Consider the following 26,058-nt stretch of genomic DNA (forward strand, 5'->3'; position numbering starts at 1 on the left):
TGTACTATTACTACAAGAATTTACAAATTGTGAGGCATAAATTGTGAAAGAGCATATGTACACCTACCATTACTTTCAGAACCGTACCATTCAACGCCCGTCCCGCTTCCCTGATTTTATCTTCCACATGGTACTCCTATCTTCAACTATGTATATTGTTGCTACACTTTATTTTGCACACTAAAAAAACAAAGCTTACAGGTTACATGAACAAGGCCCTGCTTACCACATCCCGGTAAACAGGGCCTTTCTCTTTGCACTACAGCTTTTCGGCAATTATCTTAGCCAGGTCGTTAATACTGGTTGTCAATGTTTCCAATCTCGCCTCAATACGTACCAATAAGTAGGCAGCCACTACCATCGGAAAACCGTAGCTGGAAGCATAGATAAGCATCTGTTCCACAGCATTTCCTCCTTTCCCCAATGCGCAGTTTAGCTCCATAGTGAGAAAGCGCCCCAGCTACGCTAGAGCGCTCCTCCTTAGAGCCTTACACCAAGGCCACAGTATCCAGACTGCGAATGCGGGCTTCTACTTTTTCTGCCAGTACGCTGCCTTTGATCTCAAAGATATTTTTGGTGATAATGTCTTGCATCACGGTCTGCGCCTGCGCCAATGTCAGGTCGTCTTTGGGATCAACCACACTGATGGTTGTCTCAGTACCGGCACTGGTGCGAAACACCAACTCCAGTGTCTTAGTCATGATTATTCCTCCTTTCTAATACGGTGTTTTTTTACTGGTTAACAAGGTTGTTCAAATCTTGTCGAACAATGTCTACCAGTGTGTTCTTCTGCAGACCAGCCAAACCCTCAGCGACTGCGAAAACATCACTATCAGCGGCCGCCGCTTTGACGTTCGCGAATGTCCGGGACCGGTAAACCGGATTACCGGATGCATTTACGCCGGTCTGCACCTTGAGAACCAGCTTGACGCTCTGCGGTACTTTTGCTACTGCCATTTTGCTCACCCCCTTTATACTCTCATACATTCCAGGGATTTGCGATTTTAAACGGGAGAAGAAGAATTCATAAGTATTTTAAAAGAGATTTTTCGCCAATTCTTTTTTAAGACGGGCTAATCCCCGCTGGCGCAAACTATATACTGCCTGCGGGGAAACTCCGAGCTCTGCGGCCACTTCGCCTAACCGTGCTTCTTTGAGCAAAGTCCGCACTACAGCTACCCGCTGCTTGTCAGGCAAGGTAACTAAGGCTTCGCGAACGGCGGTAGTGACCAAACTTGCCTCAACTGCAGCCTCTACATTGTCAACAGCAGCCAGGGTTTCCAGCCAACTAGGCGCTGCCTTTTCCTCATCCTCTGTACCTCCTCCGGTTAGCAGAAGCTCCTGCTGCCAGCGCCGCCGTTCCCGCTTAAACAAGTTCCAGACCGCATACTTGACCCGGCTCTCAACATAGCCGGCAAACCGGACACCGGCAGCCTGGTCATAGTTCTGTACTGCTGCCGCCACTGCCAGCCACCCTTCAGCGGTGGCTTCTTCTTTTATCCCTGCCAAATGCGGCTGATTAGCATACTTCTTCACCAAACCGGTGAACCGCTGACAAACCTCCGCAAATGCTGCCCCGCCCGAACTTCCGGTCTGGGCCTTTATAACCAACTGTTCCAAACTCATTATCCTCACCTGTCGGCAAGGAACCGGTCCCTCTATATTAGCGCTTGCGGTAAGAATAGCATTACCGCCGAGCAAAAAACAAAAGCCGAACTGGCTCAGGTTGATGACTGAGCTAGCCCGGCTTTTAAAAAATGGACTGCAAATAATGATAAGTCAAATCTGACCCCAGTTACACTAGGACTGGGTGTCTGTTCTATGTTATAATAAAGTAAACTATCTCGATATCGCAAAAAGGGGGGTATGGGGTGGAGGAAATTCTAAAGCAGATTCTTGATGGACAGAAACAGCTGTTTGCTGAGGTTAAGCAGATTAATTCCAGGCTTGATGGGGTGGAGGTTGCGCTTAAGGAAAACATTGACGTCACCAAGGGTTTAAAACACTGGCATGAAGAAATTAATGCCCAAGTGCATGGACTTGCACATAACCTCAATACGCTGACCGGTGTAATGAATAAACTGGATATTAGATTCAATAAGACGGACGAACAGTTTGATCGCATGGCAAACGATGTTATCTTTCTTGTTCGCAAGGCTAGTGAGCACGAGCAAGATATACGGCAGCTAAGCCGAGCGAAGTAGAAAAACTAGCGCCTACCGGACACCGGTAGGCGCTAGTTTTTTCTCAAATAACGCAAGTCAGACCACGTTACCCTTCTATCCATGAATATACACGCTGCTGGTTATGAATGCCCAGATGCTAGGCGCACCGAGAACCGTAGCGGAGACGTACACGGAGTACGTTGAGCAACGGATCGCAGGAGCAACAACGCAAATGGGCGTTCAGAGCCAGCAGCCATTGAACGTAGTGCAAAGTCACTGGAGTACGTTGAGCAACAGATCGCAGGAGCAACAAAGCAGATGGGCGTTCAGAACCAGCAGCCCCTGAAAGAGGCACAAAGTCTATTCCGTCATTTCCAGCCATGCAACGTACTTTTCGTCAAGTTCAGCCTGTCGGGCCGCATATTCGTCAGATAACTCCCGACTGAGCACGGCATCAGCATGACTGGCCGGATCATTTAGCCTGACCTCAAGAGCCGCCAGGTCGTGCTCCAGCATGGCAATCTCCTCTTCCAGTTTTTTAGCTAGCTTATCTGTATCAGGCTTACGCCAATTGGCCCCTTTACCGGTGCCTTGCGTTTGCGTCGGTTTTTCCGGCTTGCCCTTTTGTTTCTTTTCAGCAGCAGCCGCCTGACTGGACGCTTGTGCCGCTGTTTTGGCTGCAGCGGCCTTTTTATCATGATAATAGCTGTAATTACCGGCATACTCAGTCAGCTGCCCGCCATCTAACTCGACCATGCGGTTCGCCACTTTATCAAGAAAATACCGGTCATGTGACACTGTTAGAAAAGTGCCAGGAAAGTTCATAATAGCTTCTTCCACCGCTTCCCGTGCGGCAATATCCAGATGGTTGGTAGGTTCGTCCAAGATGAGAAAGTTGGCCCCGGCCAACATGAGCTTTAACAACGCCAGCCGCGCCTTTTCGCCACCGGAGAGGTCACCTACCAGTTTGTATACATCCTCGCCACGAAACAGAAAGGCTCCTAGGTAATGCCGCGTCCGTTCCTCACTAAAAGCGAACTCCCGCATAACCTCATCAAGCACACTGTTGCTGTCAGTCAACGTCTCATGTTCCTGAGCAAAATATCCCAGCCGCACCCGGCTCCCGAGCTTGACCTTGCCATAATTAGCCGTGATATCCCCGGTTAGCAGCTTTAACAGTGTCGTCTTACCTGCCCCGTTTGGCCCCACCAGCGCCACACCATCGCCGCGCCGCACCAATAGTGACACCTTGTCAAGTACTGTCTTATCGCCATAGCCAGCCACAACCTCACCCAGCTCGGCCACCCGTTCGGCACATTCTGCCGGTGGATTAAAGGTGAAAAAGTCAAATCCTTTCATATCTTCCGGCTGGGCCAGCCGCGCCAACCGACTGAGCTGACTTTGCCGCCCGCGCGCCTGTTTAGACTTAATGCCTGCCCGGTAGCGATCAATATATTCCTCTGTTTTTGCAATAAACGCCTGCTGCTTGCCGTACGCCTTTTCCTGCGCTGCCAGCTTTTCTGTTTTTTTCGCCAAATATTCACTGTAATTGCCACTATAATCGGCGATACTACCATTTTCAATAGCCAGAATCCGCTCAGCTACGGTATCAAGAAAGTAGCGGTCATGGGATATCACCAACACAGCCCCGGAATAACCTGTCAAAAATTCCTCCAGCCACTCCACCATCCCCAAATCAAGATGATTAGTCGGTTCATCCAGAAATAGAAAATCAGGCTGACGAATAAGCGCCCGTGCCAAACAAATCCGAGTCTTTTGCCCCCCGGAAAATTCATTAGTACGGCGCGTCAAGTCTTCGGCCGTAAAGCCTAAGCCAAAAGCTACCCGGCGCACAGAATTCTCAACCTCATAGCCACCGCCCCGCTCAAAGCGCTCGACAGCCTGTGCATACTCCTTCATACACTTGTCAAGCTTGTCTGCTGCCTTTTCACTGGCTATGGCCGCCTCCAACCGGCGCATATCCTGCTGCCAGCCCAGCACATCACCAAACGCACCTACCAGCTCCTCATATAGCGTATTATCACCCAGGCCGGTATCCTGCTCCACATAGCCGATTCGTTCACCGGGAGTCAAGGCCACATGGCCGCTGTCTGGCTTTTCGAACCCCAGTAAACAACGCACCAGTGTGGTCTTACCCACACCATTAGGCCCAATCAAGCCCACCTTTTCCCCACGCCGCACTTGAAAATTAATATCTGCAAAAATAGTTTGTATCCCATAGGCCTTACTCAGGCCGCGAACTTCCAATAAACTCATTTGTCCGTTACAAGAAACTTACTAAAACTTATAAACTTTAGATAAAAACTTATAATTTTATGTTCTTTTCCCAATTCATTGCGTCCGATTTTGCCTAAGCTACTTTCGTTTGCTATAACGCTCCAAGGGCTTAAATTCCCGACATAACGAATCGGTACATATTAGCAAAGTCTTTTATATGGCTTTCGCTAATTTAGGGTATTCTCTTAGATTAATACTTGCATTTAAGTCCCTATCTATCGCTAATCCGCACTCAGTACATTTATAGACTCTATCAGAAAGGTTTAAGTCCTTTTTGATATTCCCACAACATGAGCATGTTTTGCTTGATGGATACCATTTATCTGCAAGAATTAACGGAACACCGTACCAACTGCATTTATATTCAAGTTGTCGCCTAAACTCATGTAACTTTTGCTCAGCAATAGCTTTAGATAAATGCTTATTTTTCATCATACCCTTTATGTATAAATCCTCAATAACTATGTATTCTGGTTTGGCTATCACCAGTGAAGTAGTTATTTGATGCACATAATCAGTACGAATATTCGTTAGTCGCTTATAAGTTTTATTGATCTGCTTTTCAAGTTTTAATAAGTTCTTGCCCTTTTCTTTTATTTTATTATTTTTCATACTTTCGTACTGGCTGCTTGCTTGTTTTTCCAAGCGTTTAAGGCGTTTGTTAGCTTTTTTAACAGGCTTAGTCTTATTGATATTCTTGTAAGTTTTTTCTGTACTGACTATCGCTAAATCTTTAACACCTAAATCAATTCCAATAGATTCAGTCGTAGGATTATTGATTGTCATATCGCCCATTTCAATACCGACAGATACAAACCAATTCAATCCATCATGTTTTATTCTTGGATTAGTGTACTTCCCATTAACAGGTATACGTCCAAATTCAGCAAGTTTTACCTTGCCAAACTTTTCAAGTTGAACATGGGTATGATTGAACTTAATTTTGATGTTATCTTGATAAAATTTAGGTGTAGACTTTTTCTTTGACTTGAAATTCGGATACCCTTCTAAATCTCTGTATGTTAATACTCTATTTTGCCGTTTAGCTTTAGCAATAGTTTTCTTTGAATAATGCTTGTTTTTGATGTTCAAAAACTCGTCATAAGCCATACAAGCATCTTTCACAGCTTGTTTTGTGATATTGTTACTGTATTTATATAGCCATTTCAATTCCTTGGTCTGTTTTAGTTGCGTTAATTCTTTTCTCAAAACACTATCAGAAATAATCTTTCTGCCACCAGCTTCATAATTCCTCTGTTGCCTATCTAACGCCCAGTTATACCCCCAACGTGCCACACCAGCGCATTGAAAAAGTAATGAATTTTGCTTATTATTTGGTTTGAGTTGAACTTTGATTGATTTAATCATGCTCGCCCAACTCCTTGACAAACTTTTTTGCTTGGTTTGCTCGTTTGCCTTGAAGTCTACAAGCAAAAACAGTCACAATTTGGATCATATCCTCAACAAGTTCTTGTTCTTGCGTTTTCTCTGCATTATCTATAATTTCAATAGTACATTGATTAAGACTAGCGATATATTCAATCAATTCAAAACCAAATCTAATCAGTCTGTCCTTGTATAAAATAACAACCTTTTCAACTTCACCAGACTCTATTCGTTGTATTAAATTTTGCAAGCCTTTTTTATTGTAACTAATACCGCTACCAACATCTGATATTATTTCAAACGGTTTGCCTTGTGCTATCAAATAACTACTTACATTACTAATTTGCCGTTCTAAATCATCTTTTTGCTTAGATGATGAAACTCGGCAGTAACCAATTACAATTTTAGGATTATCAATTCTAATGTGTAAAACCTGCTGAACTTGTTCTTCTGAATAGTACCTATACCCATTTGTAGAAGTATGATGTGGTTTTAAAACACCGCTTTTATCCCAGTTTCTTAATGTTTGGGGAGTTTTTCCAACCATCTTAGAAAATTTGTTAATTGTATAATATTCCATGTTAACACCTCAATAATATTATACTACTAATATTATTAATTATATATAACTTTATATAACTTTTAATAACTTTTAATAACTTTTATCCAACAGTTGTCCCCTCCCTGTCTGCCACTACTATTGTACCGATTAACGCAATTAGATACAAGTGCGAGATTGCTGCGCAAGCTCACCCCTGCTGCTACTCTTATTTCACTTGCCAATAACTTACTTTTCTGTTAGTATAAAAACAAATCCTGAACATATGTTCGTAATCTTAGGAGGTATCACTATGACCCCATCTATACCTATTCATGCACAGATCGCGGCGATTGTTCCCTGCTATAACTCCTCAGGTGACAGCACTACCATATTCTCTATCAACGGCAGCGCGACCATTCTTACTTCCCGCGTCCGCGCTGTCATTCAGCGACTGGCCAAAAGCCGGGCTGTTGACCTGGCGGCGCTGCGAAGCCAAGTCCGTGCTCTTACCGAGAGGACAAACCTGGAACCGCTCCCCTTAGCGCCAGGGCTTGTCCTCGTCCCGGTTAAGGTTCGCCAACCCAGAATAGCCGGTGATACTACCACCGGCTATATCAATTTTTACGCCGTTGACACCATCTGTCCCAACACAAACAAGCCTTACCAAACAACCATTATGCTATCTGGAAAAACAGAAATCCCGGTACTCTGGACAACCGCCACTGTTAACCGCCAATTGGCGCTGGCTCGCCTGGCCGCCCATACAGCGCCTACTACTCAACCACCTTCTGCCAGTATATTGCGGGAATCCTTCCCCGGTTACGAACCGGAGTTACTAACCCTGGCGGTAAAGCTAATTGACATTTTCCAAGACATATTGAGCAGCAAACAACGCCAGTAAAAAAACCGATATTGCTTCGCTAACGCTCGCAATGACCGAGTGGTTGGTCATTGCGAGCGCAGCATGGCAGTCTCACGCTAGTATTACCTGTCTCTGCGAACCGCCACATCCTGCTGACTTTGCCTCAGCAGCGCTGACACTACGACCGTAAACTGTTCGCTGGTAAGCCGTCCGGTTAAATCAAGTACATGCACCACCGCCCCCCGGCACAATGGCAATATCTCAGTCACAGGCCGCGATGACCGTGGCGCATTGACCACTGTCAATACAGTCAATTCCTCGGCCAGCCGCCGTAGAATCGCCGGGGTCAAATCATCAGAGCCGCAATCCACCACAATAGTATCATATTCCTGGCCGCCGTCTGTTAGTTCATTGACCAAGTACCGTAGCAGTTCTTCTACTTCATATTCCATATTATGAACAAGAATCACAAAGCTGGCAGCAGGTAACCGCACAAATTTCATCATAATAATCCAGGCCCATATCTCCTTGCTAGCATACCATAAACCATATAGGGCCAGTGAAACCAGAATAACACTTGCAGAATATGACAAAAACAAACTATCCTACCCCCTTCGCTTTGGGATAGGATAGTATATGCACACTATTATATTAATGCAACTATTCCAGCACTACAATCTTATTTCTAATTGCATACAACACCGCCTGCGTGCGGTCGACCACATTGATCTTGCGAAAAATATTTGTCAAGTGATTCTTAACCGTCTTTTCACTTAAAAATAGCTTCTGGGCCACTTCCTGATTATTCATTCCCCGCCCGATAAGCTGCAGCACTTCCACCTCACGATAGGTCAGGCGTTCTTCCTTGCGGCGCTCCAACATGTTCGGAACCTCCAGCCTTCGCTCCTCCTGACGGGAAAGCTCGCCAAATAATCGTTTTGCCAATGTCGGGTAGATAAAAGACTGGCCCTCATAGACGAGGCGGATGGCCTTGACCAGCATACCTGGCTCAATATCTTTTAAGAGATAGCCATCTGCGCCGGACTTAATAACCTCAATCACATAGTTTTCATCATCATGTATGGTCAAAATAATAATTTTCACCGTCGACTTGGCGGTCTTGAGACGCTTCGTTACCTCCAACCCATTCATATGCGGCATATTCACGTCAAGCAACAGTATATCAGGCTTAAGGCTCTCAAGCTTACTAATAGCTTCTTCGCCATCACCTGCCTCACCAATTACATCCAAATCAGGTTCTAAAGATAGCACATTCTTAATTCCCTGCCTAAGAAGCGCGTGGTCATCAGCAATAACTAGTTTAATTGGCACTAAATTCACCTTCTACATTTTTTTTAGCATCGGCCCCAACAATCGCTTATATGTTTCAACCCCTGGTTGATCGAACGCATCCACATCAGCCAACTCGCCTTCATAGGCCACCGATAAGGCCAAGAGATATAACAACTCGCCCAGATGAAAGGCATTCATCTCAGACAGCGCAAATGTGGCATTAAACCTGCCATCCTCACTCAGTGCCGCCGCATTAGCTTGTCTCGCAGCATCCAGCGCCTGACTGAGTCGCAAACCAGAGATGTCTGACAATTTAGCCGCTGTGGGGAAAACATCAGGTATTGGCAGGTCATTGGTCCACTTAGCGACCTTGATAAATTGCACAACCTTATCCTTTTTGCCATCTTGATGCAGCTGCGTCTGGGCATGCATATCTGTTGTTCCCACTGCAACAATCGGCGTCCGTCCGTAGAACACCTCCCGGCCTGCGCGATCAGTCCGCTTGCCTAGCGATTCGGCTAATAGCTGGACATACCACTCGGCCACAGACTTAAGATAATCGGCATACGGCATAAATACTTCAATATCCCGCCCATAGTTGGCAGCCGCCAGATACTTAAGTACTGCATTGAGCATAGCCGGATTGTGCCAAATATCCTCTGTCTTACACGCCTCGTCCATAGCCCTGGCCCCGCCTAAAAAGGCTTCAAAATCAAAACCAATACAGGCCGCCGTCACCAGCCCGACTTCGGAAAACACACTGAACCGTCCACCAACTCCGTCAGGTACACTAAACATAGGCCAACCCTGCTCATCAGCCAGCTTGTGCAGCAAGGTCTCCTGAGTGCCTGTAGCCGGGTCAGTAACAGCCACCACCTGCACTGTAATATTGGAGACTTGTTTAAGAGCATCATAGACCACCATGAAATTCGACATGGTATCCAACGTAGAACCCGACTTAGAAATAACAACAAGCAGGACTTGGAAAGATCGCCCCGCCCCGGCGTGCGCAGCCGCTGCCCGTGCCTCAGCCTTAATCTGCTCCACAAGCTCCAGCGTTCGGCGCGGATCAATGTTATTACCACTAAAATACAGTTTCGGATACCCCTGCCGCTCCTCACCGCTCTTACCATTCCAGAACTCGCCACAATGCACATCAAACAGTACCTTGTTTCCGAGATAAGAGCCGCCAATTCCAAAGGATAGTACCGCATCCACCTTATATCGCAGTGACTGCCCGAATTGTTTGAGCCTGGCAATCGAAGCCGGGCTATTTATATTCCCTTCCTCGACATACGGCAGCTGACTAAATAATACTTTCTCCGGAGTACCGTCTTTTGACAAATGGCCGCGTATTTCACCAGTTGCCCGCATATGCTCAATAGCCTTGTGGGCGGTCTCAGTGCGCGCCGCAATCGCAGCAACATCTTGTTGTGTTATCAAGCCCTGACCATAAAGATTACTATAATCAAAAGAAAAACCTGATGGCAACGCAACTATTGCGGATTGTCCCTCCATGCCTTACCTCCTTATTTCGTTGTCGACGAATCCTTCTCTAACTGCCCCACTGTTTTCATCAAATAGCGCAAGAACTTATCCCTCAGTTCAGGGCGCTTCAATGCATATTCCACCGTCGCCTCCAGATACCCCTGCTTATCACCAATATCATAGCGGCGCCCCTCAAAATTATAGGCATATACTGGTTTAAAAGCAGCCAAGCGGCGCAGCGCATCTGTTAACTGAATCTCGCCACCCCGCCCTGGCGGTGTATCTTCCAGGAGATAAAAAATTTCCGGTTCAATCACATACCGCCCTAACACAGCAAGCTGGGACGGCGCTTCTTCCATTGTTGGCTTTTCTATCAAATCAACAGCTCTCCACAGATTATCCTTCACCGGCTCAGCCTTAACAATACCATAGCTTGATACCTTTTCCTTCGGCACTTCCTGCACCCCCAGAATAGTTCCCTGACAGTCGTCATAGGCATCCATCAACTGACGGAGGCATGGAACATTGGCATCAATAATATCATCACCCAGCAGCACCGCAAACGGCTCATTGCCAACAAACTGCTTCGCGCACAACACGGCATGCCCCAGCCCCTTGGCTTCTTTCTGGCGCACATAGTGAATCGTGACTTCCGCTAGCTCCTCCACCAGCCCCAACAGTTCGTATTTTCCCTGGGCCTTAAGCGTCATCTCCAGCTCAATCGCCCGGTCAAAATGATCCTCGATCGCCCGTTTATTCCGACCAGTAATAATGAGAATTTCCTCAATACCAGACTGGATGGCTTCTTCGATAATAAACTGAATAGCAGGTTTATCTACAATCGGCAGCATCTCTTTAGGCTGCGCCTTAGTAGCCGGCAAAAAGCGAGTCCCCAAACCAGCCGCAGGAATGATCGCCTTTTTTATTTTTTGGTGGGTTTTAGGCATATACTCAATCCTTTCTTTTCATCTTACCCCCGGATCAGCGCCAACAATTCCTTGGTCTTCTCTTCCATCAGCTTAACATCACACCTGGACTCCACATTAAGCCTGAGCACCGGCTCGGTATTCGACATTCTCACATTAAAGCGCCACTTGTCGTACTCCACACTTAGTCCGTCCACGCGCTCAATCTTCAGCGCCCCCGGCGTATACTTTTCCTCAATCTGCCCGATAACAGCCCTGGCGTCAGCCACCGTACTGTTAATTTCACCGCTCACCGGGTAGCACGCAACTCTTTCCCGCATCAGCGCCGACAACGGCTTACCCTCTTGACAAAGAATCTCCAGCACTAAGAGCCAGGGAATCATGCCACTGTCACAATAGGAAAAATCCTTGAAATAATGGTGGGCCGACATTTCCCCGCCATATACAGCATCTTCCTTGCGCATCCGCTCTTTAATAAAAGCATGACCGCTTTTGGACAACACCGGCAGCCCGCCTGCCTTCTCCACAAGTTCAATGGTGTTCCAGGTCAGGCGCGGGTCGTAAATAATCTTAGCCCCAGGCCGGCGCTGCAGAAAAGCCTGCGCCAAAAAGCCAACAAGATAATAGCCTTCAATGAAATCCCCTTTTTCATCAAACAAAAAGCACCTGTCAAAATCCCCATCCCAGGCAATACCAACATCAGCACCATTCTCACGCACCACCTTGGCAGTCACTTCACGATTCTCAATCAACAAAGGATTTGGTACTCCGTTAGGGAAGCTGCCATCAGGCTGATGATTAACTTTGATAAACTCAAATGGCAGGTATGGCTCTAGCGCATCAATCACAGCCCCTGCACCACCATTACCAGCATTAACAACCACCTTTAGTGGTTTAAGCGCAGCCTTGTCCACATAGGTGAGTAAGTGCTCGATATAATCTTTTAGAATATCCACATAAGTAACCGTACCAGGAGTAATATCCTGGCTGACAGGCGGGAACTCACCAGTAACCACCTGTTCTTCAATCTCCTTAAGACCGGTGTCAGCGCTGATCGGCCTTGACTCTGCCCGCACCAGCTTCATGCCGTTATAATCCTTAGGATTATGGCTGGCCGTAATCATAATACCGCCATCCAACTTTAAATGCGCAGTGGCAAAGTAAATCTGCTCTGTCCCGCATAGTCCAATATCAACAACATCACAGCCCATTTCTGTAAGACCTTTAATTATAGCACTTTTAAAAGCAGGCCCTGACAACCGAATATCATTACCAACAGCTACTTTCTTGGCTTTAAATATATCGACAAAGGCGCGTCCCACACGGTACGCTATTTCCTCATTAAGTTCCTCCGGAACCTTACCGCGAATATCATACGCTTTAAATGCATCACGTCTAATTTCCATAATGACCCCGCCTCTCTTTTTTCTCAACCATATACTATATACTACACCAGATAAAAATATTCCTGTACAGCCATAGCTGCCAGGAATATTAATTCATGTTTCGCGCTTTGTGATGAGCGTAACAATCTAGCTTGCATAGCCTTGCCATGTTCATCATAACAAGTTACTATATAAATAACAATAGTAACAAACTATTTCAAATGGAGGGAGTATTTTGACAAACTTTGCGCACCGCTTTCGCGGGCTTACACCAACAACCCATATCAGCTTAACTGTATTACTATTTTCCATCAGCTTTGCCTGGCTGTTACCCCCAGCCTACGGGAAGGAAAATGGACCTGTCGAGTGGCTGCAGGTCGTCGTTTTAGGTCTTACTGCACTTGTATCAATAAGCGCCCTGCTGCAAACCAATCTAGCCCCAGCCCGCCGACGGCTGTTTGCCTTAACAAGCGTTATCTGGCTACTGAGCATCGCCCGCGAACTCAGTTGGGGCCGAACTTTCTATACCACCAGCACCGGTGGCATACCGTCACTGAAATCCCTGTGGTATGGGCCCTACGTGTACCCGTCCATAGCGGTTATAGTCTTTGCCGCTTTTGGCTATTTTTTCGCCAATGGCATACATAAAGAATTGATCCTTTGGCTTAAACAAGGCATACTTCCCCTTCTGGACTTTGGCATCGTCGGCGCCGCTATGTTTATAGCTGACATGATTGAACACCATTCTGGGGGGATGTTTGGGGCCAGAACCGAGCTTTTCGAAGAACTATGGGAACTCGGAGCATATTGTGCTGTCCTTAGCTTTATGATTAACGTAGTCTGGAGTAAACAGTTCCAAACTGATCAACCAACATTACCGCGAGGAAAAGACAAAGCTATCTGATTCATTAAAAAAATAAGAACAGGGCAGCCCTAACAACGATTTCAAAGCTGCCCTGTTCTTATTTTTTTAAAATCACTTTGCCTGCTTTAATCAACAAGACATACTGGCTTTACTCTCGTCCATATACATCGTCAAAACGCACAATATCATCTTCCTCAAGATAACTGCCGTTTTGCACCTCGATGATCTCTAGCGGTATCCTGCCAGGATTCTCCAGACGATGCTTGGTGGATGGCGGAATATACACACCCTCATTCACATGTACCATCTGCTCCTGCTCGCCAATAGTAACCTTCGCCGTACCACTAATGACAATCCAGTGCTCGCTGCGGTGATAGTGCAGCTGCAGACTGAGCTGATGACCAGGTGTCACCATGATTTTTTTCATCTTGTAACCAGTACCCTCACCCAATACTGTGTAACTGCCCCAGGGACGGTACATGGTCGTATGCTCATCCACCTCGCGCCGCCCGCGGGCCTTGAGCTCAGTCACCACATCCTTGACCTTTTGCGATTCCCCGCGCTTGGCAACCACAATAACATCATCGGTTTCAACCACCAACACATCTTCCAGTCCAATGCCTGCTATCAAACGGTTACGCCCCAGCATAAGCGTGTTCGAACAATCAATTGGCAGACAATCGCCTTGCAGCGCATTACCGGAATGATCTTTGTCCAGCACATCATAGATGGCATCCCAGGAACCAATGTCATTCCAATAAGCAGTCAGTGGCGCCATGACTACCCGCACCGATTTCTCAGCTACCGCGTAGTCAATAGAGATACTGGGCATACCAGCGAACTTGCTGATAACGTCTGCCAACGGAGCCGCTGCAAGCTGATAAATCTCCGGTACGTGCTCACGAAACTCTTCCATAATACAACCGGTAGTAACGGCAAACATACCTGAGTTCCAGTAGTAATTGCCTGCAGCCAGATATCGCTCAGCCGTTTCTTTGTCCGGCTTCTCCCGGAAAGAGTCCACTTGGTACCCTGTACCAAAAGCTTCACCTGCCTGAATATAACCATAGCCAGTCTCTGGTTTATCAGGCTTAATACCCAGAGTAACAACCTTATTCTGTGCCGCCAGTTCAACAGCCTGCCGCACATTTTTAATGAAAATATCGACAGGATGAATAATATGATCTGCCGGAGTCACAAATAAAACCTCTTCCGCGGCTGCGCCCAATTCCTCCTGACAAAACCGCGCGGCTAGCGCTATCGCCGGGGCCGTATTACGGGCAACTGGTTCCAACAGAATGTGTGCGCTGCTAGCCCCACAAGTTGCCAGCTCAGTCTTAACATGGTGCATATATTCTTTATTTGTTACAACAACAATGTCTGCCGGTTTTAACAAAGGCAGAAAACGTTTGACTGTTTGCGTTAACAGCGAGTCAGAATTCCCAAGCTTTAGAAATTGCTTTGGCATGCAAGTACGGGATAACGGAAACAAACGCGTACCGCCGCCGCCAGCAAGAATAATAAGCTTCATATGAAATTGATCTCCTTTTTACTCCTATTGATTTAATTGATAGAATATATCCTATATTCTATCAATCCTCTGTCTCGGAAAATATATCTGCCAGGTTTATTTGTAAGTCAGGAAAGATAACCGGAGTTATCTGGTTGTCTCGATTGTAATATTCCGGTTTCCTATATTCACTTAAATCATCACTCAGGTAAAGTCTAGTAATTATCTGGTGTACTGGGTCAACTATCCAATATTCCAAAACCCCATTTTGTTCATACAGCCGACGTTTCTTGATAATATCCATACTGGCCGTGGTCCTTGATAAAACTTCTACTATCAAATCTGGATTTCCCTTACAGCCCTTCTCTGTAATCTTTGTTTTATCACAGATTACAGCTATATCAGGCTCTACAGCGCAGGTATTCTTTTCATTTTTTATATCTTTCTCAAAGGTTACTCCAAAAGGAGCTACAAAAACCTTACAGGACTTGCCTTTGAGGTAGTTTGCAAATTCAACAAATAAGCTGCCTACAATTATCTGATGCTCGGTAGAAGGTGGAGCCATAGCATAGGCTACTCCGTCGATGATCTCCCATCGCTCATCACCTGGCCACGTAAGATAATCAGCGTACGTATAAATTTTATCATTTTTTATGGCGTAACTACCCATGGCTTCATCCTCCACTCATTTTTTCTTTTAGTATATCAAATTATTGGAAAATCATAAAGCTACCCTTTTTTTCACTCACCGTCAGCATCAGTCAAAAAATCGGTCTCTTCCTCCAGCCTTTGTTCTGTTAATTCTGTTGCTGTCATTGTTACCGTTTCGTTGTAAATATACTTTATGTCAAGTGACTCCAATGCGGCCCGGACATAGGTACGAATCGGCTGCGAACCGAGTTCGGCAACCAGTGCCTGCACATCAAGCGTCGGAATCCAGTCATACGCAATGCCATGAACATCGGCCAGCGTATCCAGCATCTCCATCAGGCTATCACCGCCGACAGGTGCTACCACCGGACTTTCACTGCCAATGGCCCGTTCAAAGAAAATCTCCATATCCCGTCTGGCTGCCTCACCAAAGCGGGCTTCTGCCAACGATGGCATGATCGTTCGATCGTCCTTGCCGCCGCCATACCAAATGTCGTCTTGCAGACGGGTAGCGGCAGCAGCCAGGGTATAAATGGGGTATTGCAGCGACTCTGCCCAATTCAACAGCCACGCCAAATTGCGGTACGCCTTCAGTCGTCCAAGCGCACTCAGCCGTCCGATAAGCTCCAGTTCATCAACCAATATAACCCAGCCATTATAGCCACATAGCTGAATGGCATCAGCCATTACCCCGAAATACGCACCGGCATGTTCACCGACCCGAAACGGCGGTAATTTTGGAAAACTCGCTTGGCGCGCCGCCCGATGAATACGCCTTAGCTCAGGCATCGGCAGCCTAATCCCAGTCAAGTCACCATACAATAGGTTTTGTTCTTCGCCGCTGGTATGAAAAAAATCCTCCAACACCAAAGCAGGCAAAGGATGCACATAGCGCTCAGACTCGACCACCAGACTACGCTCTAAGTCCTCAATACTGCCGGCATTCAGCGCCCGCTCAATCCCCATAATCGTCGAATCCGGTGTCCGAACCCGTGGCGCCACTCTGCCAAAAAACTGCAGCAGGTTATGACAGGATACCTCCCGACTTAAGGAAACCATGCTAACCGCAAAACCCATATCCAGCGCAATATGCTCCACTGTTGTCAATACATGGGTCTTACCTTGACCGTACTGCCCCCAAACAATCCGTCCCCGGGGAATACGTCCTTCAGAAAAAGTAAGCAGATCAGCCCTGATAGCGTCAGTAAGATTTTGCCGCAAATCAGGTAACCGCCGCGTTGAAATCCGGGTAGGAACACCCGCCCGGAGCGATTCTACCACACGTACCGCATTTAACCGGCTTTCATCATATCGTTCCATGGCTTGCCTCACTCCTTGCCGCCAGTAGCGCATTCTCCATCACAACTCGCCTGAGCACACCCGCCTGCGAAGTATCAGGCAAATCCTCCCGATACCGCCGTTCAAAGCCCTGTTGTTTCAAGAACTGGGCCAAGCGCTCTGCTAACCGTTCCGGAAATTTCTCGCCAATTGCGTCATAATGGGCATCCACATCAACAATATCAGCAAACGGGTTAAACCGTGTTGATGGCACTAAGCCAGTTTGGAGACGCATCCATAAGGCTTCATAGCTTTTAAAACCACGCCGTTCATCGTCAATAATAGCCCGCTGACCTGACAAAACCATCAACAAGCCATTGAGCAATTCCACATCATCAATCATCTGGCGAAATAACTCACAGGTATCTTTAATAGCATTCGGCGTATAGCGAAACTTACCTGTTTCCGGTACCCGTTCGGTAATAACCTCCAGGTCATCAAGCAACACTACCAGGCCCGGCATCCCGGCCTGTTCTAGCAGTCGAATCAGTGAATTCAGTCAGTAGCGGGCATTTACCCGTTTTAGCTGCTCCAACAGTCCGGTTTCCTGTTGCTCCTTTTTCTCCAATTTTTCGCCAGACAGCCACTTGAGGCGCAACCGGAACAAATCGCTGTCCAAGCCGGTTGTCAGGCCGTCATACGCCGTGGTGTAGGCAAAAGTAACAAATGACGGACCAAAGTCAATCCCACGGAATGTCCTGACCGCCGCGTTCCGGATTTCCCGCTCGGCATCATAGCGGGCAAACCCATCTTCGATAAGCAGCGGCAGCAGCCTACCCTCACCTTGATAGCGTTCCTTGCCATAGCCCAGTCTTTCCGCGACCTTGAGACACAACCCTTTGACCAGCACTGCCGATTCAATTCCTTGAAAAATACTCCGGTACAAATTAGGTAAATCATTAATCCGGCAAACCATTTCCCGTGCTGATAGGTATACCACAGCATACCCCAGACTGCGAGCATCGGCTTCCACACAGCGCAGTAAATGGGTTTTGCCACTGCCTTGGCTGCCCACCAACACCTTAACCTTACTGCCGCCGCTAACAATGTAATTTTGCAAATAATGCCGTTTAAAGTTGTCCAGCCACACTTCGCGTCCCAGAGTTAATCCCTGCAGCCATTCTGGACTAGAAGGCGGATTCCCTGCTTGCAGCGCCGCTAAATCCCTGTCATAAAAAATCATGACTATTCAACCACCTTATGAATAGTCAAACTGCTGACCCGGCTCTCCCGGCCACGACTGTCAACAATCGTCACAGCCTTTTCCTGCTTGCGGGGGAATCCAAACTCAAACTGATACTCGTCCAACTTCATCTCAAACTGTTCCTTAAGCCGCCCCAGTTCAAACAAAAACAGCGGTTTCGGAAAATCCTGGCGGGAACCACGTTTTAAAGTCAATAACTCATACAACTCGTCCAATGCCACCGCCCGGCCCCAGAGCACTTCTCCCTCCCGGTAAGCAAGCTACGTGACCTCTAGATAAGTTATCGCAAATGACAACATGGTAACCTGCATCCAATAACTCATATACTGTATGCGAACCGATATAACCCGCCCCACCAGTAACTAAGATATTCATTTAAACCTCCATTTCGCCGCTGCCGCTGGCGACACAAATAGTAATGAAAAAATGTCAAGTTGTTTTTCACGCTAACTCAATACTTTTAAATAGCGCAAGCCTGCCCCCCTAACTTTGCCCGCTTTAATCCTAGAATTTCCGCTTCCTGATTAGTAGTACGTACTGCAAATACTTCCAGCAAATCCGAATGCTTGGCTTGTGTCATCTCTATTTTGTCAACCTTTTCACCAAGCACATTAACCATAGTAACAATATCCGCAAACCCCTTCTCCATCTTAGCGTCAAGAGCTACTATATCCTGTCGTAAACCAGCAACATCCTGTTTCAAACCACTAACATCCTGTTTCAAACCTACAACATCTTGCTTCAGTCCACTAACATCCTGTTTCAAAACTGCAACATCTTGCTTCAGTCCACTGACATCCTGTTTCAAAACTGCAACATCTTGCTTCAGTCCACTGACATCCTGTTTCAAAACTGCAACATCTTGCTTCAGTCCACTGACATCCTGACGCAATTCTTCGGTAACAGCATTATTATGGCCTACCATTTGAATAAGTTGGGCCATCATTTTTTCAATTTGGTCAAAACGTTCCTCACTCATAGAAATCCTCCTCGCTGCGCCTGTTAAAATAACGCACTACTTTTTAATCTGATTATATCACAGCAAGCTATGTTACGCCCGTCCATATATGTCATCAAAACGTGCAATATCAACTTCTTAAATTAGATCCCCGGTATCGGGAAATATATTTGTGATAATATCAGATTTTATTCACTATTTTTTGTCCGAATTCAATAATATCTTCCAATCTATTTTGTAAAATGTCATATACTATTTTTTCGTCAATACTCAGATATTGGTGTGATATCATATTACGAAAAGCTACCATTTTTACATACACCTTACATTCAGCCTCTGTCCAATATCCATATCCTTCAAGAATTTTAAAACCATCTGCCAACATATCCACTTCACCTAAATTATCATCTGCAACAATATGATTAACTATATCAATCATGCAATTAATTATGATAAACAGATTATATTCGACTACATCTCGAGCAACCGCATGATTGATAAAATCATCATACGATAATATACTATATTGCTGTAACTTCTCCATTGACTTTTTTATTTGACACAACTTACGTTCGATAATATCATGTTTTACCATGTTCACACCTCTAAATATCTTCTTCTTGTTTGCCTGGCCCAATACCGTACATCATTATATTCTTTGATTATGGCTAACGAGTATTCTGCTTCAAACAGCGGAATACGGGATAACAAAACACGTTTTTTCATATTTGCCGCATGCTTAACCAAAGGAGCTGCAGAATTTAGAATAATTAGATCAACTTCACGTTTTGTTATCTTCATAAGCTGTACTTTCAATTCCAAATACCAATCATAATCATCAATTAACCTTTCATCCTTTACATACACTGCAATATCTACATCACTGAACTTATTCATTTTTTGAGTAGCCATAGAACCAAATAACCACACAAATAACAATTCATTTCTATTGTTAAAAAACTCTTTTAATCCATTTATCATCAACTCATAATCAATAAGCATAAATACAAACATCTCCCCTGTATCTATTCACACAGTTTCCCAATACGCCATCTATCTTCTCGCTTATATCTTATTCTTTATTATACCATATGAATTGTCAACATATAACAAATTTAATATCTCTACTCTCCCCCCAGAAATGAGCAAAAATTAGCCGCAGCATCAGCTGCGGCTAATTTTATAACCTTGTTTCAAAGAGCAAAAACTCACCTGCTACAAAATCTGTTTTGCCATTTATAGTTTCTAGTATTTTATGCTACAATAATGATTAAGTAAAAATTTAATTTTGTCTAGTCTTACCAACCTTCTGATATATGCTTTTTGCTTATGCTGCTCCCATTATCTCAGTTAGAGAAATAAGAAAAGCCATGAAAGGAGGCAAGTAAAATGCCATTATCAAAAGAACAGCGGGAATATACCTACGAGGATTATTTAAGTTGGCCGGAAGATGAACGTTGGGAAATTATTGATGGTATAGCACTTATGCAGGCCACTCCATCTCCATTACATCAAAGAATATCAATGAATTTAAGTTCGGCATTTCATGTTTATTTAAAAGGAAAACAATGCCAAGTATTTGCAGCGCCATTTACTGTTAGATTACCAATGAATAGCGGGGAAACAACGGAACGGAAAAACAAAAACATCGTCGAACCTGATATAGTTATCATTTGCGATAAATCCAAACTTGACAAAAATGGCTATAGCGGAGCGCCTACTTTAATAGTTGAAATCGTATCTAAAAGTTCGGTGAAACGTGATCAAGTTTTGAAATTAAATAAATACGAAACGTCCGGTGTAAAAGAATATTGGATCATTATCCCTGAAAACCAATCAATCATGAAGTATACTCTTGATGAACAAGAACACTATAATAAGCCTGCTATTTATGCAGTAGCGGATGATGATGAAATTGGGGCGACTACTTTTCCTGACTTAGTTATTAAGCTAAGTGATATTTTTGACACTTGGGAAGAATGAAAATTCATAAAATGACCCCTTCAGCCCTTAGGCCGAAGGGGTCATTTTATCGCTGCAACAGTTTTTAGACACGACAGGGGAACAGGAACCTGGCTTTAGGACGCTTTCCTAAGCGAACTCATGATCTCGGTTTCGAAGTCGGCTAGGTTTATCCCAAAACTACGATAAAAAGCATTTTCCGCACTATCGCCTTTACCTAGGCTACTAAAATACGCCAGAACCTTTTCCTGCCCAAAGCGTTCGGTCAGCACCATTACCGCAAAGCCTGCAGTCTTATAGGTTGCCGGAGAGCCATAGCGGGACAGAGCATTCGACCAATCAGCGCTAGCTCGCAGCTCAGCCAACTCTGGTTTATTAGGAATCATGCGCAGGCCATTCTGCCAATTACTCCGATAATCAGCCAGCGTCATATAGCCCATACGGTCTACCACCTGAGCGCCAACAGTCTCAGCCATACCCTCCAGCAGCCATTTCACAGTGACAGCGCGGTTGCCTGCCAAGCTCCGCTGATACTGATGAGTCGTTTCATGGGCCGTCAAAAACGTTTTTTGCCTATCAGAAGGAACTCCGTCCATATTTATAATAATCCGTCCCGGACCAGCAACTGCATCTGTTCCTTTAATTGCTCTGGTTGCCTCGATTTCACTGATTTTGAACCTTGACATCACTTCCGATATATAGGCCTGCCGGCCGCGTACAAGAATAATTTCGATGGGTGATTTTAAATCCAGACCGGCATCCTGAAAAAACCGCGTTGTTTCCGCTGCCGCGCGCTCAATTATCGTCGCTTCAGTATCTGTTACATCGTTGAGTTGCTCAATCCTAACTAACGATTGCTCGGCGACTGCATTTTCTTGCCCAACAGTTGCCTGAGCACATGCAGTTAAAGATACAGTGACTAGAATAAGTAAGGTTAAACAGCAACTAAAAATATTACTTTTATTTTTCATGTCTTCTCCTCAAACCCTCCTCCACCGTAAGTTCATTGTAACATAACCGTCCCCACACTTCTTCTTTATTTTTTGTTTATTTTAGTATACAATCAAGTAAAAGAGATAATCGTACCTACCATTTTAGAAACATGAGGTGAAAATGCGATGAAACTCAGAGACCAACTCAATCAAATGCAAACCCTTATGGAACAACTCGTCAAAATGGTCGGCCACAATAATGCTGTAACCGAAGAACTACGCCAGCAGATGGACGGTCTGGAAACCAAAGTTGATAATCAGGGGATTAGGTTAGATCGCCTAGAGACCAAAGTAGATTGCCTGGAAACCAAAGGCGATCGCCTGGAAGTCACCGTAGAAAATGGATTTACTGACGTTGTCCAGATGATCACTATCCTTGGAAAAAAGGTCGACAAAATTGATGCCACTCAGGCTTTACAATCAGAAATGCTTAGAAAACTGGCCGCCGATACGGCCCAGCACGAAGCAGAAATTACATTACTTAAACGAGCCAAATAGTAATTATATATACTACACCCAATAAAAAATTCCTGTGCAGCCATGAACTGTCAGGAATATTTTTATTAACATAACATCTCTTGCAACAACATGACTGATAAACTCAGCATATGACAATACTTTATACGGCCTTATCTTACACAATGACTTTTCAATTTAACCAAGCTTGCGTTCTATAATATCCTGCTTTACCATATTAAACCTCCAAATACCTCATCCATAAGAATTACGTGCTGCCGCGGGTTCTATGGCTTCGCAGCATTCTACAATGTGCTTGCGAAAGTCATCAGAAATAACATGCCAATCCAGCACATCCACACGGAATGGCAGATCCGAATCGGCAAAAGCTTCTTCCAGCAAATGTATGCGCTGAATTGGTATTTCGCCTTCTCCCACAATGACTAGATCAAGATCAGAATGGGGCTTCGCAGTTAAAGCCACTCGTGAGCCAAAAGCGTAAACGACTGCCCCCGGCACATGTTGCCGCAGAATGGTCTTGACAATATGTTCATGCTGAGGCTGAATATCCATCATTGAATTTTCTCCTCAAGCCTTTCTAGCAAAGATTGAGCATCCTTCTGAAAATTTCGCGCACTGGAAAAAACTATGGTTGCTTTGGCTTCATCATAAACATGGCTGGACTGATTCCGCATCTTAAGATAATGAAACCAAACTTCCGGATCATCTAGCAGACCTTGCTCAAAACCTACACGAAAAAAATCACGATTATTTAAACTGTCAACTTTCTCCAACCCGTATTCTTCCAAATATCGTTTGAGAGTTTTCCAAGACAATTCAAACGTAAACTCAAACCGCTGAATTACGCCATCACGCAAAACGATTTTTTCCGGCATATGATTGGGCAGTAGATTTTGGTCATAGATTTCGAAAGCAATCTTTAACGCTTCCAATGCCTTTTTCAAGCTTCGTAAATCTAGCATACTGGCATCCTCTCTTTTCAAAGCATCTTTATGTTTCCTACTTTTTGTTAAAACCTATTCTTTCTGTCCTATAACGTTTATCAGTTTCCCAAACTCATCCACATACAACGTTGTTATACGTTTAGCTATTTCTAATGCCAGCTCTTCGTTATATACGTGAGCTGTATAATTTCTATCTTTTAACATAAGAAGCCATGTATCTTCTTCCTCTATAAGTTTTTGGACAAACGCCTCTTTCATAACAGCCTTCGGTGAATTCCTATCTACTATCCCAATAGACTCTAAATATTCCTTTAGTGTTTTCCAAGCCAGTTCGTAAGTAAACTCAAACCGTTGAATTAAACCGTCCCGAAAAAGATCATCGCTATTATTGGCAAACTTTATTACAGCTTCTCTTAATCGTAGATTTGCGTTGATAAGATTTTCAAGCTTAGTTTCAAGCCCCTTCATACACAACAACCCCCTCGTCGGCAATTTTATCTAGAAGTCTTGGACTTACTTTATCGTCAACAAATACTATGTCGATCTTTTTAAGTGTATCAATATCCTCAACATCAAGGTAAAAACCAGCTTTTACTCTTTCTGACATATCCTTGCCAAAAACGGCAATATCATAATCACTAACAGGCGAATTGTCTCCTCTAGCACGTGAACCAAATAAAATCACCTTTTGTATATGATACCTACTGGAAATTTCTTTTATTTGCAGCAATACATTATCCATCTAACTACCTCTTGACACTCTACTATCTACTATTACAACTCTATTGATAAACTCGCACATACTCTAAAACCAATTTATTACAATTTAGTTTCATTGTCAATCAGAACCGTTCCTGTGGTCTGTTAATACTCTACCCTTCATATCCCTTTGCGCTCTTTGTGCCCTTTGTGGTTCAAAAAACCTAATCCCACAAGCTAACCCAAGCCTGTCTTAACGATTGTTGCCACAAAGTACCCGAAGTACTCAAAGATCTCAAAGGGTATCCAACATCAAAATCACGTCTACCCTCCATATCCCTTTGCGCTCTTTGTGTCCTTTGTGGTTCAACAAACTTAATCCCACAAGCTAACCCAAGCCTGTCTTAACGATTGTTGCCACAAAGTACCCGAAGTACTCAAAGATCTCAAAGGGTATCCAACATCAAAATCACGTCTACCCTCCATATCCCTTTGCGCTCTTTGTGTCCTTTGTGGTTCAACAAACTTAATCCCACAAGCTAACCCAAGCCTGTCTTAACGATTGTTGCCACAAAGTACCCGAAGTACTCAAAGATCTCAAAGGGTTTACGCTCTTTATGGTTGGTATAGAACTGAAATGTTTTTTGCTATGACTCGCTTTATACCGATTTTAAGGCTAGTAACATTAAAGTTAATTAATAAACCTAATTTCAAATCTGTAGCTTTTAAATACGATAAAACTTGAGCAGTATGAATTGGGGAAAAACTGTCCACAACCTTTAATTCTACAATTAACTGACCATCCACCAGTAAATCAACTCTATGTTCGCCAATAGAGCAACCTTTATAATATAAGCCTATTTTCTTTTGGCGTTCAAACGGAATCTTCCTCAGAGACAATTCACTTGCCAGTGCTTCTTCATACATATTTTCCAAAAAACCAGGTCCTAATACAGTATGAACTTCTATTGCTGCACCAATAACACTATGAGCCAAAGCTTCTATTTTTTCATCTGTTTTTTCATGCAACATCAAAATCACGTCTACCCTTCGTATACCCTTTGCGCGCTTTGTGTCCTTTGTGGTTCAACAAACCTAATCCCTACATCCTCAACAGTAACAAACAACATTCTTCCTTTATCTTAGCATACATTTTGCTGACATTTCAAGAAATCCGATATTTGCCTTTAGCACGAAAAGATGTAATAGATATTATAACCTCATTGCAGACCACCCGAAAACAATTGACACGTGCTTACACGTGTTGCATACTAATATATCACAGTTGCAACTCATTCCATGAACATCGACCTTACCCCCAGAACAGAAAAGTCAATCCTAAAACAGGCTGGACTTTCGAAATAGCCCCGCCACTAAAGGAGGTTTTACTATATGGCTAAAGACCGTGATTCCTACGTTTTTCCCGCTGTCTTTGAAAAAGCACCGCAAGGCCATTATGGCGTATTCTTTCCTGACCTCCCCGGCTGTGTTTCAATGGGTGATGATTTACAACATACCCACAGCATGGCAAAAGAAGCCCTTGGCTTGCATCTCTGGGGTTTCGAGCGTGATAATGAAGAGATTCCTTCACCATCTACCGTTGACGCCGTACATGGTGAATACCCTGGTGAAATCATCGGCTTGGTTGAAGTATCACTGCTCGCCTTCCGTGCTAAGCTGGACACCCGCGCTATCAAAAAGACACTGACCATTCCGTATTATCTCAATCAAATGGCCGAAAAGAAAAAGATTAACTTCTCCCATGAGCTACAGTCTGCTTTAAAAAATCGTTTAGGTATCCGGTAATGTTAAGAGCCGCCATTTGACGTCTCTTGTTATCTACCTTGCTTTTACTTGCGAAATCTGCTAATGTGGAGACTATTATGATAGACTCCACACACCCAGCCCATTCTCATACTGTAAAGAAACAAAATGAAACGTCCCCGCGCTTCTCCTAACCAAAATTATCTTAAAAAAGAGTAAAAAAAAAGGGACTCTCCTCAATTGAAAATCCATAGCCGAACAACCGCGATTTCCTTCTTCCTGGGCAATAAAAAATTTTGCACGTAGATAGTTTTGTGGCTCACCTTGCACCCTTCTGCTAATAGGTCTCT

31 protein-coding genes and 2 pseudogenes are annotated in these 26,058 nt (G+C 44.5%); 6 read left to right on the forward strand and 27 right to left on the reverse strand.

The features are described from left to right. Positions 1 to 259 precede the first annotated feature (259 nt). From ACZ449_RS14880 to ACZ449_RS14895, 4 genes are all read right to left on the reverse strand, one after another. On the reverse strand, positions 260 to 394 hold the full coding sequence (locus ACZ449_RS14880; RefSeq protein ID WP_464261880.1) for a YvrJ family protein: 135 nt from the start codon (positions 392 to 394) through the stop codon (positions 260 to 262). A 94-nt stretch (positions 395 to 488) separates the two neighbouring features. Continuing rightward, the gene (locus ACZ449_RS14885; protein WP_464261751.1) at positions 489 to 701 is read right to left on the reverse strand and encodes a DUF2922 domain-containing protein; all 213 of its coding nucleotides are present in this window, start codon (positions 699 to 701) and stop codon (positions 489 to 491) included. 31 nt (positions 702 to 732) lie between these two features. Beyond that, on the reverse strand, positions 733 to 957 hold the full coding sequence (locus tag ACZ449_RS14890; protein ID WP_464261752.1) for a DUF1659 domain-containing protein: 225 nt from the start codon (positions 955 to 957) through the stop codon (positions 733 to 735). Positions 958 to 1,035: 78 nt separating this feature from the next. Then, positions 1,036 to 1,626 carry an RNA polymerase sigma factor gene (locus ACZ449_RS14895; protein ID WP_464261753.1) on the reverse strand — a complete coding sequence of 197 codons (591 nt, stop codon included), beginning with the start codon at positions 1,624 to 1,626 and terminating at the stop codon, positions 1,036 to 1,038. Positions 1,627 to 1,871: 245 nt separating this feature from the next. Between ACZ449_RS14895 and ACZ449_RS14900 the strand changes: the two genes are divergently transcribed. Beyond that, positions 1,872 to 2,204, forward strand: a complete 333-nt coding sequence (locus ACZ449_RS14900) for a hypothetical protein (RefSeq protein WP_464261754.1) — start codon at positions 1,872 to 1,874, stop codon at positions 2,202 to 2,204. A gap of 321 nt (positions 2,205 to 2,525) precedes the next feature. Here the strand turns inward: ACZ449_RS14900 and ACZ449_RS14905 are convergent, their stop codons facing one another. The 3 genes from ACZ449_RS14905 to ACZ449_RS14915 all read right to left on the reverse strand — a co-directional run bounded on the left by ACZ449_RS14905 (position 2,526) and on the right by ACZ449_RS14915 (position 6,429). Beyond that, positions 2,526 to 4,442 (reverse strand): ABC-F family ATP-binding cassette domain-containing protein, encoded by a 1,917-nt coding sequence (locus ACZ449_RS14905; RefSeq protein ID WP_464261755.1) that lies wholly within the window; start codon positions 4,440 to 4,442, stop codon positions 2,526 to 2,528. 174 nt (positions 4,443 to 4,616) lie between these two features. Further along, complete coding sequence (locus tag ACZ449_RS14910) at positions 4,617 to 5,831, reverse strand: RNA-guided endonuclease InsQ/TnpB family protein (RefSeq protein ID WP_464261756.1); 1,215 nt, start codon at positions 5,829 to 5,831, stop codon at positions 4,617 to 4,619. Further along, positions 5,824 to 6,429, reverse strand: a complete 606-nt coding sequence (locus ACZ449_RS14915; protein WP_464261757.1) for an IS607 family transposase — start codon at positions 6,427 to 6,429, stop codon at positions 5,824 to 5,826. The genes ACZ449_RS14910 and ACZ449_RS14915 overlap by 8 nt, the downstream gene beginning before the upstream one ends. Before the next feature lie 271 nt (positions 6,430 to 6,700). On the opposite strand from ACZ449_RS14915, the gene ACZ449_RS14920 reads away from it, so the two are divergent. Continuing rightward, positions 6,701 to 7,291, forward strand: a complete 591-nt coding sequence (locus ACZ449_RS14920; RefSeq protein WP_464261758.1) for a hypothetical protein — start codon at positions 6,701 to 6,703, stop codon at positions 7,289 to 7,291. An 83-nt stretch (positions 7,292 to 7,374) separates the two neighbouring features. On the opposite strand, the gene ACZ449_RS14925 is transcribed toward ACZ449_RS14920, so the two are convergent. The 5 genes from ACZ449_RS14925 to ACZ449_RS14945 all read right to left on the reverse strand — a co-directional run bounded on the left by ACZ449_RS14925 (position 7,375) and on the right by ACZ449_RS14945 (position 12,365). After that, positions 7,375 to 7,851 carry a glycosyltransferase family 2 protein gene (locus ACZ449_RS14925; protein ID WP_464261759.1) on the reverse strand — a complete coding sequence of 159 codons (477 nt, stop codon included), beginning with the start codon at positions 7,849 to 7,851 and terminating at the stop codon, positions 7,375 to 7,377. Between the two features lie 61 nt (positions 7,852 to 7,912). Continuing rightward, positions 7,913 to 8,584 (reverse strand): response regulator, encoded by a 672-nt coding sequence (locus ACZ449_RS14930; RefSeq protein WP_464261760.1) that lies wholly within the window; start codon positions 8,582 to 8,584, stop codon positions 7,913 to 7,915. 12 nt (positions 8,585 to 8,596) lie between these two features. Next, complete coding sequence (locus ACZ449_RS14935; RefSeq protein WP_464261761.1) at positions 8,597 to 10,063, reverse strand: glucose-6-phosphate isomerase; 1,467 nt, start codon at positions 10,061 to 10,063, stop codon at positions 8,597 to 8,599. 11 nt (positions 10,064 to 10,074) lie between these two features. Beyond that, on the reverse strand, positions 10,075 to 10,980 hold the full coding sequence (galU, locus tag ACZ449_RS14940; RefSeq protein ID WP_464261762.1) for a UTP--glucose-1-phosphate uridylyltransferase GalU: 906 nt from the start codon (positions 10,978 to 10,980) through the stop codon (positions 10,075 to 10,077). Positions 10,981 to 11,003: 23 nt separating this feature from the next. Beyond that, positions 11,004 to 12,365 (reverse strand): phosphohexomutase domain-containing protein, encoded by a 1,362-nt coding sequence (locus tag ACZ449_RS14945; protein ID WP_464261763.1) that lies wholly within the window; start codon positions 12,363 to 12,365, stop codon positions 11,004 to 11,006. A gap of 214 nt (positions 12,366 to 12,579) precedes the next feature. On the opposite strand from ACZ449_RS14945, the gene ACZ449_RS14950 reads away from it, so the two are divergent. Continuing rightward, positions 12,580 to 13,248: a hypothetical protein gene (locus ACZ449_RS14950; RefSeq protein WP_464261764.1), complete on the forward strand. Its 669-nt coding sequence runs from the start codon at positions 12,580 to 12,582 to the stop codon at positions 13,246 to 13,248. 109 nt (positions 13,249 to 13,357) lie between these two features. Here ACZ449_RS14950 and ACZ449_RS14955 read toward each other — a convergent pair whose 3' ends face one another. From ACZ449_RS14955 to mntA, 9 genes and pseudogenes are all read right to left on the reverse strand, one after another. Beyond that, on the reverse strand, positions 13,358 to 14,740 hold the full coding sequence (locus ACZ449_RS14955) for a mannose-1-phosphate guanylyltransferase/mannose-6-phosphate isomerase (protein ID WP_464261765.1): 1,383 nt from the start codon (positions 14,738 to 14,740) through the stop codon (positions 13,358 to 13,360). A 61-nt stretch (positions 14,741 to 14,801) separates the two neighbouring features. Beyond that, complete coding sequence (locus ACZ449_RS14960; RefSeq protein WP_464261766.1) at positions 14,802 to 15,389, reverse strand: Uma2 family endonuclease; 588 nt, start codon at positions 15,387 to 15,389, stop codon at positions 14,802 to 14,804. Between the two features lie 71 nt (positions 15,390 to 15,460). Next, complete coding sequence (locus ACZ449_RS14965; protein WP_464261767.1) at positions 15,461 to 16,690, reverse strand: BREX system ATP-binding domain-containing protein; 1,230 nt, start codon at positions 16,688 to 16,690, stop codon at positions 15,461 to 15,463. Beyond that, positions 16,677 to 17,891, reverse strand: a pseudogene (locus ACZ449_RS14970) (BREX system ATP-binding domain-containing protein). Before ACZ449_RS14970 ends, ACZ449_RS14965 begins: the two are co-directional and overlap by 14 nt. A gap of 2 nt (positions 17,892 to 17,893) precedes the next feature. After that, entirely contained in the window at positions 17,894 to 18,151 is a 258-nt protein-coding gene (locus tag ACZ449_RS14975) for a hypothetical protein (RefSeq protein ID WP_464261768.1), read from the reverse strand. 13 nt (positions 18,152 to 18,164) lie between these two features. Further along, positions 18,165 to 18,287 (reverse strand): annotated as a pseudogene (locus ACZ449_RS14980) (NAD-dependent epimerase/dehydratase family protein); the annotation flags it as partial. An 85-nt stretch (positions 18,288 to 18,372) separates the two neighbouring features. Continuing rightward, entirely contained in the window at positions 18,373 to 18,891 is a 519-nt protein-coding gene (locus ACZ449_RS14985; RefSeq protein WP_464261769.1) for a hypothetical protein, read from the reverse strand. A 160-nt stretch (positions 18,892 to 19,051) separates the two neighbouring features. Beyond that, entirely contained in the window at positions 19,052 to 19,465 is a 414-nt protein-coding gene (gene hepT / locus ACZ449_RS14990; protein ID WP_464261770.1) for a type VII toxin-antitoxin system HepT family RNase toxin, read from the reverse strand. A gap of 2 nt (positions 19,466 to 19,467) precedes the next feature. Continuing rightward, a complete protein-coding gene (gene mntA, locus ACZ449_RS14995) occupies positions 19,468 to 19,872 on the reverse strand; it encodes a type VII toxin-antitoxin system MntA family adenylyltransferase antitoxin (RefSeq protein WP_464261771.1) in 405 nt (134 codons plus the stop codon). Between the two features lie 387 nt (positions 19,873 to 20,259). On the opposite strand from mntA, the gene ACZ449_RS15000 reads away from it, so the two are divergent. Then, positions 20,260 to 20,853, forward strand: coding sequence for a Uma2 family endonuclease (locus ACZ449_RS15000; protein ID WP_464261772.1), 594 nt, complete (start codon positions 20,260 to 20,262; stop codon positions 20,851 to 20,853). Positions 20,854 to 20,948: 95 nt separating this feature from the next. Here the strand turns inward: ACZ449_RS15000 and ACZ449_RS15005 are convergent, their stop codons facing one another. Further along, a complete protein-coding gene (locus ACZ449_RS15005) occupies positions 20,949 to 21,803 on the reverse strand; it encodes a hypothetical protein (protein WP_464261773.1) in 855 nt (284 codons plus the stop codon). 147 nt (positions 21,804 to 21,950) lie between these two features. Here ACZ449_RS15005 and ACZ449_RS15010 point away from each other — a divergent pair, with 147 nt between their 5' ends. After that, positions 21,951 to 22,322 (forward strand): hypothetical protein, encoded by a 372-nt coding sequence (locus ACZ449_RS15010; protein WP_464261774.1) that lies wholly within the window; start codon positions 21,951 to 21,953, stop codon positions 22,320 to 22,322. 213 nt (positions 22,323 to 22,535) lie between these two features. Here the strand turns inward: ACZ449_RS15010 and ACZ449_RS15015 are convergent, their stop codons facing one another. From ACZ449_RS15015 to ACZ449_RS15035, 5 genes are all read right to left on the reverse strand, one after another. Beyond that, complete coding sequence (locus ACZ449_RS15015) at positions 22,536 to 22,856, reverse strand: nucleotidyltransferase family protein (protein WP_464261775.1); 321 nt, start codon at positions 22,854 to 22,856, stop codon at positions 22,536 to 22,538. Continuing rightward, a complete protein-coding gene (locus ACZ449_RS15020; RefSeq protein ID WP_464261776.1) occupies positions 22,853 to 23,263 on the reverse strand; it encodes a nucleotidyltransferase substrate binding protein in 411 nt (136 codons plus the stop codon). Before ACZ449_RS15020 ends, ACZ449_RS15015 begins: the two co-directional genes overlap by 4 nt. Before the next feature lie 54 nt (positions 23,264 to 23,317). Further along, positions 23,318 to 23,713, reverse strand: coding sequence for a nucleotidyltransferase substrate binding protein (locus ACZ449_RS15025; protein ID WP_464261777.1), 396 nt, complete (start codon positions 23,711 to 23,713; stop codon positions 23,318 to 23,320). After that, on the reverse strand, positions 23,700 to 23,987 hold the full coding sequence (locus ACZ449_RS15030; protein WP_464261778.1) for a nucleotidyltransferase family protein: 288 nt from the start codon (positions 23,985 to 23,987) through the stop codon (positions 23,700 to 23,702). The genes ACZ449_RS15025 and ACZ449_RS15030 overlap by 14 nt, the downstream gene beginning before the upstream one ends. Before the next feature lie 572 nt (positions 23,988 to 24,559). Next, positions 24,560 to 24,976, reverse strand: a complete 417-nt coding sequence (locus ACZ449_RS15035; RefSeq protein WP_464261881.1) for a GxxExxY protein — start codon at positions 24,974 to 24,976, stop codon at positions 24,560 to 24,562. Between the two features lie 360 nt (positions 24,977 to 25,336). Between ACZ449_RS15035 and ACZ449_RS15040 the strand changes: the two genes are divergently transcribed. Continuing rightward, positions 25,337 to 25,750, forward strand: coding sequence for a type II toxin-antitoxin system HicB family antitoxin (locus ACZ449_RS15040; RefSeq protein ID WP_464261779.1), 414 nt, complete (start codon positions 25,337 to 25,339; stop codon positions 25,748 to 25,750). The last annotated feature ends 308 nt before the right edge of the window (positions 25,751 to 26,058 follow it).

The sequence above is a fragment of the Desulfosporomusa polytropa genome, from assembly GCF_055380075.1.

Coding starts and splice junctions, on each gene's coding strand:
- ACZ449_RS14880 (WP_464261880.1), bottom strand. CDS start 394: ATGCTTATCTATGCTTCCAGCTACGGTTTTCCGATGGTAGTGGCTGCC.
- ACZ449_RS14885 (WP_464261751.1), bottom strand. CDS start 701: ATGACTAAGACACTGGAGTTGGTGTTTCGCACCAGTGCCGGTACTGAG.
- ACZ449_RS14890 (WP_464261752.1), bottom strand. CDS start 957: ATGGCAGTAGCAAAAGTACCGCAGAGCGTCAAGCTGGTTCTCAAGGTG.
- ACZ449_RS14895 (WP_464261753.1), bottom strand. CDS start 1,626: ATGAGTTTGGAACAGTTGGTTATAAAGGCCCAGACCGGAAGTTCGGGC.
- ACZ449_RS14905 (WP_464261755.1), bottom strand. CDS start 4,442: ATGAGTTTATTGGAAGTTCGCGGCCTGAGTAAGGCCTATGGGATACAA.
- ACZ449_RS14910 (WP_464261756.1), bottom strand. CDS start 5,831: ATGATTAAATCAATCAAAGTTCAACTCAAACCAAATAATAAGCAAAAT.
- ACZ449_RS14915 (WP_464261757.1), bottom strand. CDS start 6,429: ATGGAATATTATACAATTAACAAATTTTCTAAGATGGTTGGAAAAACT.
- ACZ449_RS14920 (WP_464261758.1), top strand. CDS start 6,701: ATGACCCCATCTATACCTATTCATGCACAGATCGCGGCGATTGTTCCC.
- ACZ449_RS14935 (WP_464261761.1), bottom strand. CDS start 10,063: ATGGAGGGACAATCCGCAATAGTTGCGTTGCCATCAGGTTTTTCTTTT.
- galU (WP_464261762.1), bottom strand. CDS start 10,980: ATGCCTAAAACCCACCAAAAAATAAAAAAGGCGATCATTCCTGCGGCT.
- ACZ449_RS14945 (WP_464261763.1), bottom strand. CDS start 12,365: ATGGAAATTAGACGTGATGCATTTAAAGCGTATGATATTCGCGGTAAG.
- ACZ449_RS14955 (WP_464261765.1), bottom strand. CDS start 14,740: ATGAAGCTTATTATTCTTGCTGGCGGCGGCGGTACGCGTTTGTTTCCG.
- ACZ449_RS14960 (WP_464261766.1), bottom strand. CDS start 15,389: ATGGGTAGTTACGCCATAAAAAATGATAAAATTTATACGTACGCTGAT.
- ACZ449_RS14965 (WP_464261767.1), bottom strand. CDS start 16,690: ATGGAACGATATGATGAAAGCCGGTTAAATGCGGTACGTGTGGTAGAA.
- ACZ449_RS14985 (WP_464261769.1), bottom strand. CDS start 18,891: ATGAGTGAGGAACGTTTTGACCAAATTGAAAAAATGATGGCCCAACTT.
- hepT (WP_464261770.1), bottom strand. CDS start 19,465: ATGGTAAAACATGATATTATCGAACGTAAGTTGTGTCAAATAAAAAAG.
- mntA (WP_464261771.1), bottom strand. CDS start 19,872: ATGCTTATTGATTATGAGTTGATGATAAATGGATTAAAAGAGTTTTTT.
- ACZ449_RS15000 (WP_464261772.1), top strand. CDS start 20,260: ATGCCATTATCAAAAGAACAGCGGGAATATACCTACGAGGATTATTTA.
- ACZ449_RS15005 (WP_464261773.1), bottom strand. CDS start 21,803: ATGAAAAATAAAAGTAATATTTTTAGTTGCTGTTTAACCTTACTTATT.
- ACZ449_RS15010 (WP_464261774.1), top strand. CDS start 21,951: ATGAAACTCAGAGACCAACTCAATCAAATGCAAACCCTTATGGAACAA.
- ACZ449_RS15015 (WP_464261775.1), bottom strand. CDS start 22,856: ATGATGGATATTCAGCCTCAGCATGAACATATTGTCAAGACCATTCTG.
- ACZ449_RS15020 (WP_464261776.1), bottom strand. CDS start 23,263: ATGCTAGATTTACGAAGCTTGAAAAAGGCATTGGAAGCGTTAAAGATT.
- ACZ449_RS15025 (WP_464261777.1), bottom strand. CDS start 23,713: ATGAAGGGGCTTGAAACTAAGCTTGAAAATCTTATCAACGCAAATCTA.
- ACZ449_RS15030 (WP_464261778.1), bottom strand. CDS start 23,987: ATGGATAATGTATTGCTGCAAATAAAAGAAATTTCCAGTAGGTATCAT.
- ACZ449_RS15035 (WP_464261881.1), bottom strand. CDS start 24,976: ATGTTGCATGAAAAAACAGATGAAAAAATAGAAGCTTTGGCTCATAGT.
- ACZ449_RS15040 (WP_464261779.1), top strand. CDS start 25,337: ATGGCTAAAGACCGTGATTCCTACGTTTTTCCCGCTGTCTTTGAAAAA.